Source organism: Candidatus Termitispirillum reticulitermitis (assembly GCF_054655775.1).
Genome location: NZ_BAAIHG010000027.1, coordinates 1 through 15,684 on the forward strand (window position 1 = coordinate 1; position 15,684 = coordinate 15,684).

Sequence of the window (15,684 nt, forward strand, 5' to 3'; positions counted from 1 at the left end):
ATTAAATGGGGGGAGGGGCAGACATGGAGCAACTTTAATGAGCGCATAACTAACAACCTCGCTTATGAAGATAAAGCAACACAGCAGAATAACGCTAACTTTCATAAATTGCAAGCAAAAAGTTACAGATTTTATCCTTGTTTTTTATAATATAACTTGCAAGATTGCGCTAGAGTAGCTCCTTAAACCTTACTAGCGGGTTTGCTCGTCAGGTCTTTGAAAACACTGGCAAAGCCCAGCACAGCAATAGATATAAACAGATACCGTGTGAACAGCGTAGCGTATGCTATAGCACGTAGCACTAATGGCACGCGCCGACTATGCAAATGATACGTCACTACATCAAACCCGCGTATAAAGCATAATATAGATAACGCTAATAGCATATTAAGCCCGACCAAAGCAAACGGCTCGTTAGACGCAAACGTGCCATAAACCTTCAACGCACCCGACACGGCAATCAGCACAAGCAACGCATCAGGCAGAGGATAGACCTCGCCACTAACGATATTGTTGCGGAAATAACAGGAACGCTCCACAAAGTAATATAAGACAACAAGCACTCCGTATGTGAGTGCTGGCAACACTGAAAAGGCGAACTCAAACGCAGCCATTAACTCATCGGTATAAACTTGCGGGAAGTCAGGACCCGCTGCTTTTATATAATCTTGAAGTAGAACCACAACCTGCTGATGCATAACATCATAAATGCCCGTAAAGGATAGAATATAGACCAGTGGCAATACTAGGGGCAACGGCGCAAGTGCAACAGGCGCAAAAAGTCTATACGGATACTTGCTATAGACCACATACATAACCACAGCGGGAACGATGTAAGGCAAGACAAACACAAACAGCCATACACGCTGAAACACCACAGCAACTGCCAGTGCAACTGCCACAAACATCGCAATATGGAGATAACTAGCCCTGCCGCCCTCTTTCAATATCCTCACCACAAGGTATGGCGGCAGAGGGGCTAAAAACATGACATTGCCAACAGGCACGACAACAAACACCGCATAGACCAACGCCAGCAGCACTACCTTGAACGCTACACCCTGCAACATTACAAAATACTAGCTATTACTGCATAGAGAACGGCAACAATGCTATAACTCGTGCAGTCTTTATAGCCTCAGCTAAATGACGCTGGTGCGTAGAACACGTGCCCGTCATACGGCGTGATTTAATCTTGCCACGTTCGGTGACGAAATGACGCAACATTCTAGCATCCTTGTAGTCTATATCAATCTTCTCAGAACAAAATCTGCAAATACGTTTCTTTATAAACGGTTTTTTTATTATAGACATAAATATCTCCTAATATCCTAAATAACCACTAAAATGGTATATCTTCATCTTCGGGCACAGGTGCCGATGCAGCCCCTGCCCCGACACCCGCAGGTGCTGACGAGAATCCAGCATCACTGCTACTAAAATTCCCGCCACTATCCTCCGTGCGCTCACGCCTACTGCCTAACAGCTGAAAACTATCAACGCGAATCTCGTGTTTGGTGCGCTTAATACCATCTTGCTCCCAGCTATTCTGCGAGAGCTTACCTTCTACAAGCACAGGCGTTCCCTTAGTAGCATATTGGCAGAGCACTTCCGCCTGTTTGCCCCACATGACTAGGTCTATAAACATAACCTCTTCACGCTCTTTATACTTGCGACTCACCGCTATGGCAGTGCGGGCAACGGCAAGGTCAGTCTCCTGCGTGTGACGCAACTCCGGCGTGCGAGTGAGGTTGCCCACTAACACAACTCTATTATAACTAGCCATGACGTCTACCCCTCATCCGCTACAGACGCATCAGGTTCAGCCGTAACTGCACCGACTGCGCCATCAGCACCAACAAACGCAAAATCACCAGCATTTGTAGAAGCTGCATCAGCCGAAGAATCGCCATCAAACCTTTGCGTCCTGCGTTCACGCTTAACTGGGTCTTTGCGTGGATTAGCCTTGAATTTCTTTTCATCAAGCTGCACAATGACAAAACGCATTACGTTTTCGTTGAATTTGTAGCGTTTTTCAAGCTCTTTCACATACTCGGTCGGAGCATTGAACTGGATAACAGTGTAGATGCCTTCGCTGAAACCATCTATCTTGTAAGCCAAAGCGCGCTTACCCCACAGCTCAACGTTCACTACCTCACCGCCGTTCTTGACGATGCTGTCCTTGTAGAAATCAATGCCCTCTGTCTGAGCGTCAGCCCCCAACTCTGGGCTGAGGATGAATACCGTTTCATAAGAACGCAAACTTCTTAAATTACTCAAATTGTCCCTCCTTACGGGTTGTAGCCACGCCTATACATAGACAGCGTAGCAAGAAGTTATCTATATATAATAGGTATGGAAATAAAAGTCAAGGCTAATTATTTTATTAACGTTCCAGCAGTGTCAGTTTCACAAGATATATCTCGCAGTTAGAAACGCCAACGTGGAATGCTATAAATCCGTAAATCTTTCCCAATATCCTTATTGCAAACCATTATGAGAGTATAAGTATAGCAAGGGGAGGAGGGAGCAAGCATTATTTTAGCGATACGTGCTAGGCTTAGTAAAAAACTATTGACACGGGGCTAAATATAGCCTAGTGTAGAGGTGCAGTATTAGCGGGTATGGCGGAACTGGTAGACGCGCTAGACTTAGGATCTAGTGTTTCACAACGTGGGGGTTCAAGTCCCTCTACCCGCACCAAATCAAAGTTTTTCGTATCTGCGGCAAATTTACTCTGTTAGACTATTGCTATTTTCAATAGCCATCGGTTCAATAGATTCTTCTATCTCTTCGTCATCGTAAGATATGGCAATTTTCTTATTAGTCGGAATACCACCCTCCTTACGAATTTTTTCAAGCCAACCAAGCACATTCCCACTACCTTTATTAAGTCGTCCAAAGGCAGTATTATAGGCTTCCTTTGCTTTGTCTAAATGCGTATCAATACCCATAAAAGCCGTAATAACCCCATCATATTTTTCATAAAGTTTATTGGCGTATTCCACTATTCGTTCAACACCTTTATTTTGTTTATCAAGTTTCCATAGTGTATCTACTATTCGTAGCATAGGTATGAGCATAGATGGAGTTGTAATAGCAACCTTATGCTGAAAAGCATAATCAAATAAGGTTTTATCTGCCCCTAATGCCTCTAAATAAGCCTGCTCAAAAGGCATAAACATAAAAACAAAATCTAATTTTCCACCAGCAAGTTTTTGATACTCTGCTTTGTCAAGTTCATCTATATGCGATTTGGTGGCTTTCACAAATTCTTTCATATATTGCGTTTTCTTTGCTTCATCTTCTTCATTCATATAATCATTCCAACTGTTCAAAGTATTTTTGCAATCTATCACTATTCGGCGGTCATCTGGTAATTTTATAATATAGTCAGTATATTGCTTACCATTTTCTTCTGTCTTATGATACTCTTGTTGGGAGTATTCAGTTCCCTCTGCCCAACTTTGTAGCTCAAATATTCTTTTAAGTTTTAATTCTGCCCAATTTCCTTGCGCTTTTTTATCTCCACGAAGAGCTTTTGTCAATTCTCCCGCTTCTTTATTGAGAGATGCACTCGCATTGCCGAGATTTTTTAATTGTTCTTCCAGTTTAGCTTTGCTATCTATGGTTGTATCGTTCACCTCTTTGAGTTTCTTTTCTAGCTCTCCTTTTAAGTTTCCTAATTGCGCAGAAAACGGAGAAATAATGGTATTTAGATGGTCAGTTTGAGCCTTTGCCACCTCATCTCGCTGGTTTTTAATGGTTTCGGAAGACACAGCCTTAAACTCCTTTAATAACTCATCGTGCATATTTTGGAAGGCTTGTAGCTTCTCTTTTAGATTTTTTTCTTGCTCCGTAAGACGAGTTTCAATCGCAGATTTATCTCTTTCTAACTCTGATTTAGCCGCTTCTAATGCGGCGATTTTATCATCTTTGACCTTGAGTTGTGTCTCTTTTTCTTGGATTATCGCTTGCATTCTAGCAATATCAGTCTTGAACTTATCTACTTCTTCCTGTGAAACAACAGAGGTCGGAGACTTAGGTTTTTTAACTTCAAATACGTATAATCCTACAACCATCAGCAAACCAATGATAAGCAATATATCTAAAATCATTATAAACTCCTAACTAAATATCGCTACACATTACAATATGCCACTACTCAATAGCAAGAATAAGAGCTGTCCTAGATGTTTATCTAGTCAAGCCGTCCTTATTGTAAGTTTTAACCCATTTTTTTAGTGTTGTCAACAGGTCTTTTGGTGTTCCATAATTAAACCTAAACTCACACTCCTTCAGAAACAAGTTAAACTTGTCTTTCTGTATCCCGTTAAACTTCCGCATCTGCCTCTTAGCCTGATTCCAAAAGTTCTCTATCCCATTATCAGACTAGATGCATAAGCAAAATCTAAATATTGCATTTCAGAGTTGCCCACCTTTGAGCTTTTCAAATCAAAATCCAAACTGGAATGGTATGCGGTTATGTCCTTGTCTATGGCTAGATTGACTAGCAACCACTTGACTAATTCTTAACAATGTGCTAGGCTATGTTGATTATGAAGAAGACAATTATCGCCGTCATAGCCGCGTTATTGCTTGTCGCTGGTGGGTTCTGCCTAGTGTGGGCAAATGCTTGTAAGAGCTTTCTGACCGAGACGATTGTCTCAGGCGAATATATCATTGAGAACGGCTATTCTTACAAACAGGTGCGAGACATTCTATTCGGCGGCTATAAGTTGCCCGAAGGCTTTGACGCCTACCTTACCAAGCTGCGCCAAGTAGATAAACGCCTGCACTACGGCTACTATCTAGCTGATAATATATCGTTGGACACGCTACTAGAAAACGTGCTGGCGGGCAAAGAAACACTCATAAAGGTAACATTCCCTGAAGGTTATAATATGTACGATATGGCACAGGCACTAGACACAGCAGGTATCGCAAAAAAAGGACAACTCCTCACAGCTTTCAGAAATAAAGACTTGATGCAAAAACTGCTCGGCAAACAATATATTAGTTTTGAGGGTTTCTTAGCACCAGGCACATACTTTTTCCCCCGTGCTGATAAACCAGAGCGGATTATTGCCAAAATGGTATCAGAGTTTAATAGGACACTCCCCGCCAACTTTGAAGAACAGGCAGCCCGCGAGGGAATGACATTCTACGAGGCGTTAATTTTAGCATCCATCGTGCAAAAAGAGACCTACGACGCTGAAGAATCACCGCTTGTAGCCGCAGTGTATCTGAATAGATTTAGAATACGTATGCTTTTGCAAGCCGACCCTACCATTATCTATGGGCTTGTAGCAACTGGCAGGTATGATGGCAATATACGCCGTCGCGACCTAGTAGATGAAAACAACAAATACAATACCTATAAACAGCGCGGACTACCCCCTACTCCGATATGCACCCCATCGGTGATGTCGCTCAACGCCGTAATCGCTCCCGCACGTGTCAACTACTTCTACTTTGTGGCTGATAACAACGGCAAACATATATTCGCTGAAACTTATGCAGAGCATGATAAAAATGTTGACAAATATCAGAAGAAGTCTAAATGATAACTGCAGGGATAGACGTAGGCTCAAACAGCGTTCGTATGCTGATAGCCGACGTGCAAGCAGGCAAAATAGTTAAGAAAATCTACTCTGGACGTGCACTAACTAGGCTATCAGCTGGTATAGAAAAGACCGGCAAGTTATCACCAGCGGGCGTGGAGAAAACGCTAGATTTATTCAAAACGTTTGCTGAAAATATCAAAAAATATAAGGCTGATAAGGTTATTGCCGTTGCCACCAGTGCAGTGCGTGAGGCTAGCGATTCTGTGGCATTCCTATCTAAAGCTGCCGAACTAGGCATACCGCTAATAGCTATCAGCGGAGAACAGGAAGCCTACTATACATATAAGGGTGTAGTTTCCAGTATGGCACAGGTGCCAAGCCCAGCATTGGTCTATGATATAGGTGGTGGCTCTACGGAGTTTATCTACGTAAAGGATGGACAGCTACTCTACAATATCAGCGTTCCAATTGGCGTGGTGAAACTATCTGATAAGTTCGGATTTCAGAATATTACAGACGCTAGTGTTCATAAGGCTTGTAAGGATTATCTATTAGAGAAATTTAACGATGTGGCGGGCAAAATATCAACATTTGAGAAACCTAAAGTGTTAATTGGGGTGGCGGGTTCTGTCACGACAATTGCCGCTGTAGATGCTGCGACTACTTCATTCAAACCTGATGAGATAGAGGGCTACGTATTGAGACAGGACAATATCGCTCAAATCCTCACAACGCTGTGCGCTATGACGGGAGCGGACAGGCTAAAAGTCGCTGGTGTAGAGGCGGGCAGGGAAGACCTTATCCCAGCGGGGATAATCGCAATTCAAGTTATAATGTCGCTCTTTAATCAAACAGAAAGCCACGTATCTGTCTATGGACTGCGCGAAGGCGTAACTATTGCAGCGGAACAAGACTGACTTTATAGCTAGTTAAATATAAAACCAGTAGGTTTAGTTATGCGTCCCTCGCTGTCGGGTAGATATTTTTCAGAGTTGACGGGCATGCCATTAAATAGCACCTCGTAATGTAAATGTGGTCCTGCACTCCTGCCCGTAGAGCCTGATAGTGATACTACATCACCCTTTTGCACAGCCATCCCTGCCCAGACGAGCAGCCTGCTATTATGTGCATAGCGTGTCATATAGCCGAACCCGTGGTCTATGGTTACTAAATACCCGTATCCTGTGCGAACACCTGCATAGACTACCACTCCATCGGCAGTAGCAAACACTGGCGCACCCATTGACGATATGCAATCTGTCCCTTCATGGTATGAGGGGATACCTGTAAAAGGTGAGCGCCGGAAGCCAAATGAGCTTGTCGCCCGTTTAGAGTGAGAAGGCCAAACGTTCGGAGTATGTCGCTCTACCAGATGGCGCATTTGTAAATAATGCTCTATCTCCCGATAACGTTCTACGCGGCTATTAAGTTCACCAGCTATTTCTTCAATATTATCAGCTGATATTTGCTTTGTACTCACAAATCCGTCTATTACATCTGTCTTTGTATAATATCTGCTCATCATGGAGTCATCGTCAAATATACCAGCAAAGAACAGGTCGTTCTTTTGCAGAGCACTTACTCCGCTAGAACACGCGTGTTCAAAGTCTTTATGAATTAGTGCACTCTCTGACTGCTGTTCCAGTAATAATGTTTGGCTAAATTTAGCACGCGCCCTAGCAGCTGATAGGCGCGACAGGTTCACTACAAATGAGAATACAAGAATTAGCACACTCGCAAGAATTCCTACGATTAGTGCCGCTGATAAAGTAACAGAACGCGCCCCGCCGCCAGACGCATCAAGGACGATTATCTGATATTTCAATGCACGCCTCTACTCATCTATCTTTCTCAACATCATTACTTTTGTCAACTCCGTCAACCCTGTCAATATTATCAAATACACCCGCCCGTTTCATAAACATATATGCGCTCTTAACGCCTGATGCAACGCCTATTAGCAGGAAAAATACTGTGCAGTATGGTTTTGTGCCTATTTTGCCATCTAGCCAATAACCAAATAATGAACTGATGACTATGCTGACAACCAGCACTATACCTATGCTAGACACGGGAAGCACACGTCTGAAAAAGTCGCCCGTCTTTTTGTCTTTAAGCATTATTTATCCTTACCATTTAATATAAGTGGAAACCTACGCCCACATAAGTTGCTTTGTTGCTGAAAAACTGCCCCGCATAGTGGTAGCCAGTGTAACCCTCTAACGTCAGCCATACATTATCAAACGTTTCTACGCCTAGCATTAGTGAGCCACTTGGCGCATAGTCAGATGGATTGGAGCCTTTTACATCTAACGCCACCAAGAAGTTCGGGCTACTAGTGAACTTCTTTTGTGTCTTCACTTCAAAACCAGCATGATATTGCCAGTGACCCAGTGCGCCCGGTACATGTAAGCCATAAACATACCAGCCACCACCGAAGTATGGTCTGAACATGCCTAATGAGTCAATGGATACGATTGCTTCTAGCATTTCGTAGCTAACATTTATGCGCTCATCTTCAGGTATGTTGTTGTTAAGGACGTATTCATCGCCTAAATGCGTGCTTTCATGGAACCCGCGAAACAGCAACGACCAGCTTGAGAAGCTGAACCCTGTGTAGAACCCAGCCATAAAGTCGCTGTTTATTAGGTCGTCTGATATCGTGTCCATATCAAACACAGCCGATACACGTACTTGTAAGCCAGCGTCAAGGTAGGCAGGACGCCATCTCGTCACTTTCAGTAGTGAATACGTGCCACCTATGTCAGCTTGAACGCCGTTGTGGAAATATTCCGTCTCCTCGTAGGTGTACCAGTGGTAGCCCGCATGTACTTTCGGATATTTGGGGTCAGCAATCAGAGGGTCAAACAGTGGCTTACGCGGACTAGTCCACATAGCGTTCAGGCGAGAAAGTTCTTCATTTGGCACGTAGGCTATCCTATCAGCATCTATCCCTTGAATTTTAGTCAAATCAGCTAGAACTTCCTCGTTATGCTGGTCAGTTTCCAGCTCAAGTGGCAGGAATAGTTTACCGTCTCGCACTACAGAGTAGCCATCAGGGTTAAACTCCCCTTTTATAACGGTTGTTGTGGCACCTGACAAGTATTGGTCGTAGTCGTGACTATTGACGTTAAATGTAAAAAACAGCATTGCTAGCAGGACACCTTCCATTATATTCACCTCATTAAAAAGATATGTATATAATAGCGGTCTATCAGTATTTTGCAATATTTATCTTGTCAGCTGTCAGAAAATCCTTTATGATTGCGAATAGCCTGTATCTTTAAGGAGTATTTTAGAACACACTATGAAACGAATTAAACAAGCTATAAAATTCACATTGGTATTGCTTTTGCTACCTGTGTCTGGCGTTGGCTGCGCTAACCCGAACAACGTGATGTTGGGGGAATACCAGAGCCAAATCTCTACGTATGGCGGTCGGTCTGATGGGCAGGGTGGCTTAAAGCATTTAGCTGGTGCTGCTTGGGAGGACGAAGACTTTTGGATGGTTCAACTACAGTATAGCCAGCCTGACACGTTCTTCCGCGTCCCGTCTAGGCGCAATGTTGAGCTTATGCAGTGGTTTGGGTTTGGCATGACTGACAATGGTACTGATAGCATGTCATCATACGACCAGCAGTTAATTGGACTGTCGCTTGATATGCAGCTTATAACAATTGGGCGTTTTTATTATGGACTGGGTGGCGGTGTTTATGTAGGACAGCGTATGACTGCCAGAAACGGTTCTCGTATGACATTTGGCGCAAAGATGTTTATGGGCTATCGGTGGGGCAAGTTCGCTATTGAATTAAATACAAGACACTTCTCCAATGGCGATGTGGAACAGCCTAACCATGGACAGAACTTTGAAGGATTTACACTACTATATACCTATTAGGAGCGGAATATGAAACTACGGATATTTAGCATACTGATATTTATGTTCACGTTATTTAGTGGCACTGCGATAGCAGCAAACGATGACCAGTATTTGAGCGGTTATGCGACTGCCCTGTTGAAAGGGAAGTACGGACTGGATACTAGCGTGCAAGTGCGCGGCAGGGAGCTGTTTATCCCGCAGAGCGTGCGAAACGATAGCCAGTATGATGCTATAATAGATGAATTATCACAGCTGAAAGGGATAGACACTATCAAGGTCGTCAGCGATGAGGAGCTTGCACGTATCGGCACCAAGTGGCGTAGATTCAGAGAACCATTGTTTAGACCGTTGGTGGCAGACCCTAAATGGCCTAAATTTCACGTAGCCTACCATAATTACTCTTACGAGAAAGAAGGTGCTGTGTTTAATAAGGGCATGGAAGGTGATATTGGCGGCACGTTTTCACTAATCAGGACGGGTGCTGGTGATTATACCTACACTGAAGTTGGTTTGCAGGGGCGTGTAAATTTATTTATGGATTTGTATAAGGATTCCACCACAAGCTCCACTACAACGCTTATCAACAGCGACTACATGGTAGGTATTCCGCTCACATTTGCTTTTCCAGGGTTCACTATTATAACGCGCTTTTTCCACGAGAGCACGCACGTGGGCGATGAATATTTGTTGCGAAAAGAAGCCGAAGAAGACGCGGGCGGTGCTCACTTTAAGCGTGTTAATCTCAGCTATGAGATGTTAGAGGTGCTGGCTGCCGTAGAACCTAATAGCTGGTTTAGGATATATGCCGGTGGCGGGTTTATGCCTGACCATGCACCTAGGGATTATGAGTATTGGATGTGGCATGCTGGGATGGATATGTATATCAAGTCAGAGTATTCACAAGCTCCAAGTATAATAGTTGGTTTAGATGTAAAAGGTTTTCAGACCACCGACTTTACCCCATCCTATTCATTTACGGTGGGCATAGAAACGTTTGAAAATACATTCCTTACATTTGAGGCTTACACGGGCTATTCGCAGTTGGGACAGTTCTATGAAAACAAGGTTACCTATTACGGCATAGGCTTCCATCTATATTAGGATGCAATTATGACCATATTTGAGCGTGCCAAGCTGGTTATTCCGGGCGGGGTCAACAGCCCTGTCCGCGCTTTCGGCTCTGTCGGAGGTGAGCCGTATTTTGTAGAGCGGGCGGATGGTGCCTACATTTATGCGGACGGCAAACGGTATATAGACTACGTGTCCAGCTGGGGTCCTATGATACTAGGGCATAATGAACCTAGCATTAACGCTGCACTGAAAGCTGCAGTTGATAGGGGCGTTAGCTATGGCGCACCGACTCTTTTAGAGGTAGAGTTAGCGGAGTTAACCTGTGAAATGCTACCATCAGTTGATATGGTACGTATGGTTAGCTCAGGCACTGAGGCGGTGATGAGTGCCATTCGTGTTGCACGGGGATTCACCGGACGAAATTTAATTGTAAAGTTTGAAGGTTGCTATCACGGGCATTCAGATAGCTTGCTCGTCAAGGGTGGTAGCGGAATGCTCACACTGGCACAGCCGTCTAGTCTGGGCGTGCCTGCGGACATTACAAAAAATACATTAGTAGCAGATTATAACGATATAGCCTCTGTTGAGGCACTATTCAATAAATATAGCGGGCAGATAGCCTGTCTTATCGTAGAACCTGTTGCCGCCAATATGGGCGTGGTGCTACCGAAAGAGGGCTTTTTGCAAGCGTTGCGCGATTTAACAACTAGAGAGGGTGCGCTGTTAATATTTGACGAGGTTATTACAGGCTTTAGGCTATCAGCAGGCGGGGCACAGGAATATTACAACGTAATGCCTGATTTAACTACTCTTGGCAAGATAATAGGTGGCGGGCTACCAGTGGGAGCTTATGGTGGCAGGCGGGATATAATGGAGCTGGTGTCGCCATCTGGGGCGGTCTATCAAGCGGGCACACTATCGGGCAATCCGCTGGCTATGACCGCAGGGCTTGCTACGCTTAAAAAGTTGCAAGAGCCTAATTTTTATGAGAAATTGAATAAGAAAGCAACGATTTTGTGGGCGGGGTTTGCGGATAATTTGAAGAAACTGGGCAAAAACTATGCCTTTAATGCGGTAGGTTCGCTTGCTTGCCTATTTTTCACTGATAAAAGAGTAGATAGCTTTAAGTCTGCTATGACAAGTGATACAAAGCTATATGCAAAATACTTTCACGGAATGTTAGAGCGCGGCATTGCGCTAGCCCCAGCACAGTTTGAAGCTATGTTCGCATGTGCGGCACTGAGTGATACTGCTCTTGATACTACCATAAAGGCACATTACGAAGTGGTAAGGGGGCTATAGCTTTGAGTAGTGTCAATACTAACCTGTGGGATAGCGTGCTAGCCGCCATATCAAAAGAGGTTGATGTTAAATATGTTGATAGGTGGTTGCGCCCCATCAAGCTGGTGGAAGCCTCTTGCGATAAGATAACGCTGTCTGCTCCAAATCATTTTGTTAAAGTATTCGTTGAGCAAAACTATCTTGTTAAAATCAAGCAAATCTTGAAAAAATTTGCCGTTGACGCTGAACTAATCTTTATAGAGGACAAATCGGCTGGGGAGAAGACATTTGAACAAACCTCCCCTGTCAAGTCGCTTAAAGGGAATGTGTCGGGCAAGCTACCTGCCTCTAACACATGGGTAGGCTCGCTATATAATGCTTTTACGTTTGACAACTTTGTCTCTGGCGACAGCAATATGGCGGCATACAGGGCGGCAGAGACGGTATCTGCGGGCAATTTGAGCGTCTATAATCCGCTGTTTATCTATGGCGATACGGGGTTGGGCAAGACACATCTGATGCATGCCGTGTCTAATAAGTTACAAGAGCGATTCCCCAAAATGCGCGTGCTATATGTAGAGGCGAATGAGTTTGTGCGTGAGGTATCTAATGCGATGAGAGTAGAGAAAGGGCAAGTCCAAGATAACGTTGATAAGCTGCGTGAAAAATATCGTTCGGCAGACCTACTACTCTTTGATGACATACAATTTTTGAAAGATAAGGCTAAAAGCCTTGAGATGTTTTTCTATGTATTTAATGATTTACAGCTTGGAGAGAGGCAAATTATTATCACGTCCGATGAATCCCCGCATGCTATCAATATGGATAAACGTATGCGTAGCAGGTTTGCCAGCGGATTTCAGGCGGAAATTATGTCCCCTAGTGCCGATGAACGCGTGGCAATACTTGCACAAAAAGCTGATGAACTAGGATTAAAGATAAATAACGATTTATTGGTGTTTTTAGCAGATAATTTAGCGGCTACTAATGGACGAGAACTGATTGGAGCGTTGAAACAGCTGGAATTGCATGCGTCCTTTGAGGGGGAGACACTGTCAATAGAATTTGCCGAGCGAGTATTGGCTAAAAACTTGAAACAGACAGGTATTATCGTTAGTCCAGAGAAAATGATAATGGCTGTGTCTGATGCATTTAGCGTAAAAGTGCAAGATTTATCGTCTGACAAGCGGACACAGGCTATAGTGGTTCCGCGCGGGGTGGCGATGTATCTAATGCGTGTTCGGCTAGGAATGTCGTTAAAGGAGGTTGGGGCACACTTTGGCGGGCGTGACCATACCACTGTGATGCATTCCGTTGAAAAAATAACTAAAAGATTAGAAACTGACGATGTGCTAAAAAATGTCATAGCAAATATAGAAAAGCGAGTGCATAGCAATGCTTAAAGTGGGCATAGGTTTTGATGCACACGCATTTGCCACTGCTAGCAATAGCGGTGATAAGTTAATTTTAGGCGGGGTGGCGGTGCCTTATATCCGTTCCCTTGTAGCGCATAGTGATGGCGATGTTGTGGTGCATGCGGTGATAGACTCCCTCGCTGGCGTGTGTCTAGGCAAAGACATAGGGCAGTTATTCCCTGATAGCGATGTTAAGTATAAAGGTGCGGATAGTATAAAACTATTAGAGGAAGTGGTTAGTCTAGTCAATAAAGAGGGCTACAAGGTATCTAATACCGATGTAGTTATTATAGCGCAAGAGCCAAAGATGTCGCCACACGTATCTGCCATGTGTGAACGGCTAGCCCATGCGCTGAATGTAGAGTTATCCAGCGTGAGCGTAAAGGCAACTACTACTGAATATTTAGGTTTTACTGGGCGCAAAGAGGGGATAGCGGCGGTGGCAGTGAGTATGGTGGAAAAAGTAGTCTTTTATTCGTAGTCTCAACACTACGCTAAATGTTTAGTGTAGTGTTTTTTTGTATTTACACTACACAAACTAATTTGTATAGTGTATAATCTATTCTATGTCATTGAAATCATTTATCCCTCATGCGTTGCCGATAACCAGCCTTGACTGGGAGAAACTGGCGATTCCAATCGGGAGAGCTAACGCATCTGTATCGCTCTACAATGGGCTTTTGCGGTCTATACCAAACCCGCACATATTGCTGTCCCCGATGACCACGCAAGAGGCGGTTTTGTCCTCCCGTATAGAGGGTACACAAGCTTCGCTCAGCGATGTATTCAAATTTGAGGCGGGCGAGTCTTACTCGCAAGAGGAAGATAGAGATATACGTGAGATTATGAACTATCGCAAAACCCTCTTTGGGGCAGAAGAATTGCTTGAGAAAACTCCTGTAATCCACCTAAATATGCTGAAAGAACTGCATACAATATTGCTCTCTGGCGTGCGTGGAGCAAACAAGGCACGTGGCGAATTTAGGAAAGTTCAGAACTTCATAGGTGCTTATGGAGCAACTATTGAACAGGCTTTATATATTCCGCCATCGCCAGATAAGGTGTTGCCAGCGTTAGACGCTTGGGAAAAATACATTAACAGCGAGCAGCAGGAAGTCTTTATCCAGCTAGCGGTGTTGCATGCTCAGTTTGAGATTATCCACCCATTCTTGGATGGCAATGGACGGTTAGGACGTATTCTCATCCCCTTGTTTCTGTATCAAACGGGAATATTAACGAAACCTGTATTTTACCTCAGTCAATACTTTGAGGAACACCGTGATACATATTATCAAAAACTACGCGGCATCACTCAAAATAATGACTGGCAAGGGTGGGTCTTATTCTTTTTGAACGCCGTTATAGAGCAGGCAAACATCAACACAATAAAGGTAGAAGCTATCTTAAACCTCTATAAGAAAACAAGGGAACAACTTGTGGCTTTAACCAATTCTAGCTATGCTATAAAAACGCTGGACGCACTATTTTTCAAGCCAATCATCAGCTCAAAGGAAATTATGCTGAAAATAGAGGGCACGTATAAAAGCACCGTGCTTGATATTCTCAGAAAGTTAGAAACCGCAGGAATCATTACGACAATCAAAAAAGGGAGCGGTCGTGCCGCAAGTGTTTACGCTTTCCCTGAACTGATAAACTTAACAGAGGGGAGAGAAATACACGTCAATGAATAAGTTCCCGTGCGCATAGCTATCTAACGTAAGCGTAAAGGCAACTACAACGGAGTATCTAGGTTTCACTGGGCGCAAAGAGGGGATAGCGGCGGTGGTAGTGAGTGTGGTGGAAAAAGTAAGGTAAAAGCACAAACTCATTATACATATTACTAACACGACTAATCCTATTGGAAGTATGAAATTAAGGCATTGTAGGCTATCTAGTAGCCAAATAAAAAGTTTGTTTAACTTTTTTATATCAGGTGCTACAGCTAGAACTGCTGCTGAGCTTTCTAGTGTCAACAGAAATACAGCTATCAAGTTTTATGATAAGTTGCGTCAAATAATCTGTTACAACATTGAGAAAGACTCTCCGTTTTTGTGTGGCGAAATTGAGGTTGACGAGAGTTATTTTGGTGGTGTCAGAAAAGGCAGGCGAGGACGAGGGGCAGCGGGTAAGACGGCTGTTTTTGGTTTGTTAGAGAGGGGTGGCAAGGTTTATTCACAAGTAGTAGACGATACAAAAGCTCAAACTTCGTTGCCTATTATACGGGGTAAAGTCAAACCTGATAGTATCGTTTATAGTGATTATTATCGCAGTTATAATGCGTTAGATGTATCAGAGTTTAAGCATTATAGGATTAACCACAGCAAGGAGTTTGCGAGGGAACACAACCATATAAATGGGATAGAGAACTTTTGGAATCAGGCTAAGAGGCAGATGCGGAAGTTTAACGGGATACAGAAAGACAAGTTTAACTTGTTTCTAAAGGAGTGTGAGTTTAGGTTTAATTATGGAA

The 15,684-nt window shown here is 43.7% G+C and carries 17 protein-coding genes, 1 tRNA gene and 2 pseudogenes; 11 read left to right on the forward strand and 9 right to left on the reverse strand.

Going from position 1 to position 15,684, the window contains the following annotated elements; translation table 11 throughout:
- Positions 1-182: 182 nt before the first annotated feature.
- The 4 genes from AC1MDJ_RS04135 to rpsF are packed head-to-tail and all read right to left on the reverse strand — an operon-like array spanning position 183 to position 2,280.
- The gene (locus AC1MDJ_RS04135; RefSeq protein ID WP_479689692.1) at positions 183-1,070 is read right to left on the reverse strand and encodes a hypothetical protein; all 888 of its coding nucleotides are present in this window, start codon (positions 1,068-1,070) and stop codon (positions 183-185) included.
- Between the two features lie 16 nt (positions 1,071-1,086).
- Positions 1,087-1,314, reverse strand: coding sequence for a 30S ribosomal protein S18 (gene rpsR / locus AC1MDJ_RS04140; RefSeq protein WP_479689693.1), 228 nt, complete (start codon positions 1,312-1,314; stop codon positions 1,087-1,089).
- A gap of 28 nt (positions 1,315-1,342) precedes the next feature.
- Positions 1,343-1,786 (reverse strand): single-stranded DNA-binding protein, encoded by a 444-nt coding sequence (locus AC1MDJ_RS04145; RefSeq protein ID WP_479689694.1) that lies wholly within the window; start codon positions 1,784-1,786, stop codon positions 1,343-1,345.
- 5 nt (positions 1,787-1,791) lie between these two features.
- On the reverse strand, positions 1,792-2,280 hold the full coding sequence (gene rpsF / locus AC1MDJ_RS04150) for a 30S ribosomal protein S6 (protein ID WP_479689695.1): 489 nt from the start codon (positions 2,278-2,280) through the stop codon (positions 1,792-1,794).
- A gap of 338 nt (positions 2,281-2,618) precedes the next feature.
- On the opposite strand from rpsF, the gene AC1MDJ_RS04155 reads away from it, so the two are divergent.
- A tRNA-Leu gene (locus AC1MDJ_RS04155) sits at positions 2,619-2,703 on the forward strand.
- Between the two features lie 29 nt (positions 2,704-2,732).
- Here AC1MDJ_RS04155 and AC1MDJ_RS04160 read toward each other — a convergent pair.
- Positions 2,733-4,118, reverse strand: a complete 1,386-nt coding sequence (locus AC1MDJ_RS04160) for a DNA recombination protein RmuC (protein ID WP_479689696.1) — start codon at positions 4,116-4,118, stop codon at positions 2,733-2,735.
- Positions 4,119-4,197: 79 nt separating this feature from the next.
- Positions 4,198-4,386, reverse strand: a pseudogene (locus AC1MDJ_RS04165) (IS1595 family transposase); the annotation flags it as partial.
- Between the two features lie 173 nt (positions 4,387-4,559).
- Here AC1MDJ_RS04165 and mltG point away from each other — a divergent pair.
- Positions 4,560-5,567: an endolytic transglycosylase MltG gene (gene mltG / locus AC1MDJ_RS04170; protein WP_479689697.1), complete on the forward strand. Its 1,008-nt coding sequence runs from the start codon at positions 4,560-4,562 to the stop codon at positions 5,565-5,567.
- Positions 5,564-6,484 (forward strand): Ppx/GppA phosphatase family protein, encoded by a 921-nt coding sequence (locus AC1MDJ_RS04175; protein WP_479689698.1) that lies wholly within the window; start codon positions 5,564-5,566, stop codon positions 6,482-6,484. Before mltG ends, AC1MDJ_RS04175 begins: the two co-directional genes overlap by 4 nt.
- Before the next feature lie 8 nt (positions 6,485-6,492).
- Here AC1MDJ_RS04175 and AC1MDJ_RS04180 read toward each other — a convergent pair whose 3' ends face one another.
- From AC1MDJ_RS04180 to AC1MDJ_RS04190, 3 genes are read right to left on the reverse strand one after another with little or no spacing between them, the layout of a single operon-like run.
- Entirely contained in the window at positions 6,493-7,392 is a 900-nt protein-coding gene (locus tag AC1MDJ_RS04180) for a peptidoglycan DD-metalloendopeptidase family protein (RefSeq protein WP_479689699.1), read from the reverse strand.
- 13 nt (positions 7,393-7,405) lie between these two features.
- Entirely contained in the window at positions 7,406-7,687 is a 282-nt protein-coding gene (locus AC1MDJ_RS04185; protein ID WP_479689700.1) for an AtpZ/AtpI family protein, read from the reverse strand.
- 16 nt (positions 7,688-7,703) lie between these two features.
- Positions 7,704-8,738: a DUF1207 domain-containing protein gene (locus AC1MDJ_RS04190; protein ID WP_479689701.1), complete on the reverse strand. Its 1,035-nt coding sequence runs from the start codon at positions 8,736-8,738 to the stop codon at positions 7,704-7,706.
- A gap of 136 nt (positions 8,739-8,874) precedes the next feature.
- On the opposite strand from AC1MDJ_RS04190, the gene AC1MDJ_RS04195 reads away from it, so the two are divergent.
- From AC1MDJ_RS04195 to AC1MDJ_RS04230, 8 genes and pseudogenes are all read left to right on the forward strand, one after another.
- On the forward strand, positions 8,875-9,465 hold the full coding sequence (locus tag AC1MDJ_RS04195; RefSeq protein WP_479689702.1) for an acyloxyacyl hydrolase: 591 nt from the start codon (positions 8,875-8,877) through the stop codon (positions 9,463-9,465).
- A gap of 9 nt (positions 9,466-9,474) precedes the next feature.
- Complete coding sequence (locus tag AC1MDJ_RS04200; protein WP_479689703.1) at positions 9,475-10,548, forward strand: DUF1207 domain-containing protein; 1,074 nt, start codon at positions 9,475-9,477, stop codon at positions 10,546-10,548.
- Positions 10,549-10,557: 9 nt separating this feature from the next.
- A complete protein-coding gene (gene hemL / locus AC1MDJ_RS04205; protein ID WP_479689704.1) occupies positions 10,558-11,820 on the forward strand; it encodes a glutamate-1-semialdehyde 2,1-aminomutase in 1,263 nt (420 codons plus the stop codon).
- A 2-nt stretch (positions 11,821-11,822) separates the two neighbouring features.
- Positions 11,823-13,202, forward strand: a complete 1,380-nt coding sequence (dnaA, locus tag AC1MDJ_RS04210; protein ID WP_479689705.1) for a chromosomal replication initiator protein DnaA — start codon at positions 11,823-11,825, stop codon at positions 13,200-13,202.
- Positions 13,195-13,695 (forward strand): 2-C-methyl-D-erythritol 2,4-cyclodiphosphate synthase, encoded by a 501-nt coding sequence (gene ispF, locus AC1MDJ_RS04215; protein WP_479689706.1) that lies wholly within the window; start codon positions 13,195-13,197, stop codon positions 13,693-13,695. Before dnaA ends, ispF begins: the two co-directional genes overlap by 8 nt.
- 85 nt (positions 13,696-13,780) lie before the next feature.
- Positions 13,781-14,905: a Fic family protein gene (locus tag AC1MDJ_RS04220; protein ID WP_479689707.1), complete on the forward strand. Its 1,125-nt coding sequence runs from the start codon at positions 13,781-13,783 to the stop codon at positions 14,903-14,905.
- Positions 14,906-14,921: 16 nt separating this feature from the next.
- A pseudogene (locus tag AC1MDJ_RS04225) lies at positions 14,922-15,029 on the forward strand (2-C-methyl-D-erythritol 2,4-cyclodiphosphate synthase); the annotation flags it as partial.
- Between the two features lie 51 nt (positions 15,030-15,080).
- Positions 15,081-15,684: IS1595 family transposase (locus AC1MDJ_RS04230; RefSeq protein ID WP_479689708.1), on the forward strand; the 604-nt coding region annotated here is incomplete at its 3' end.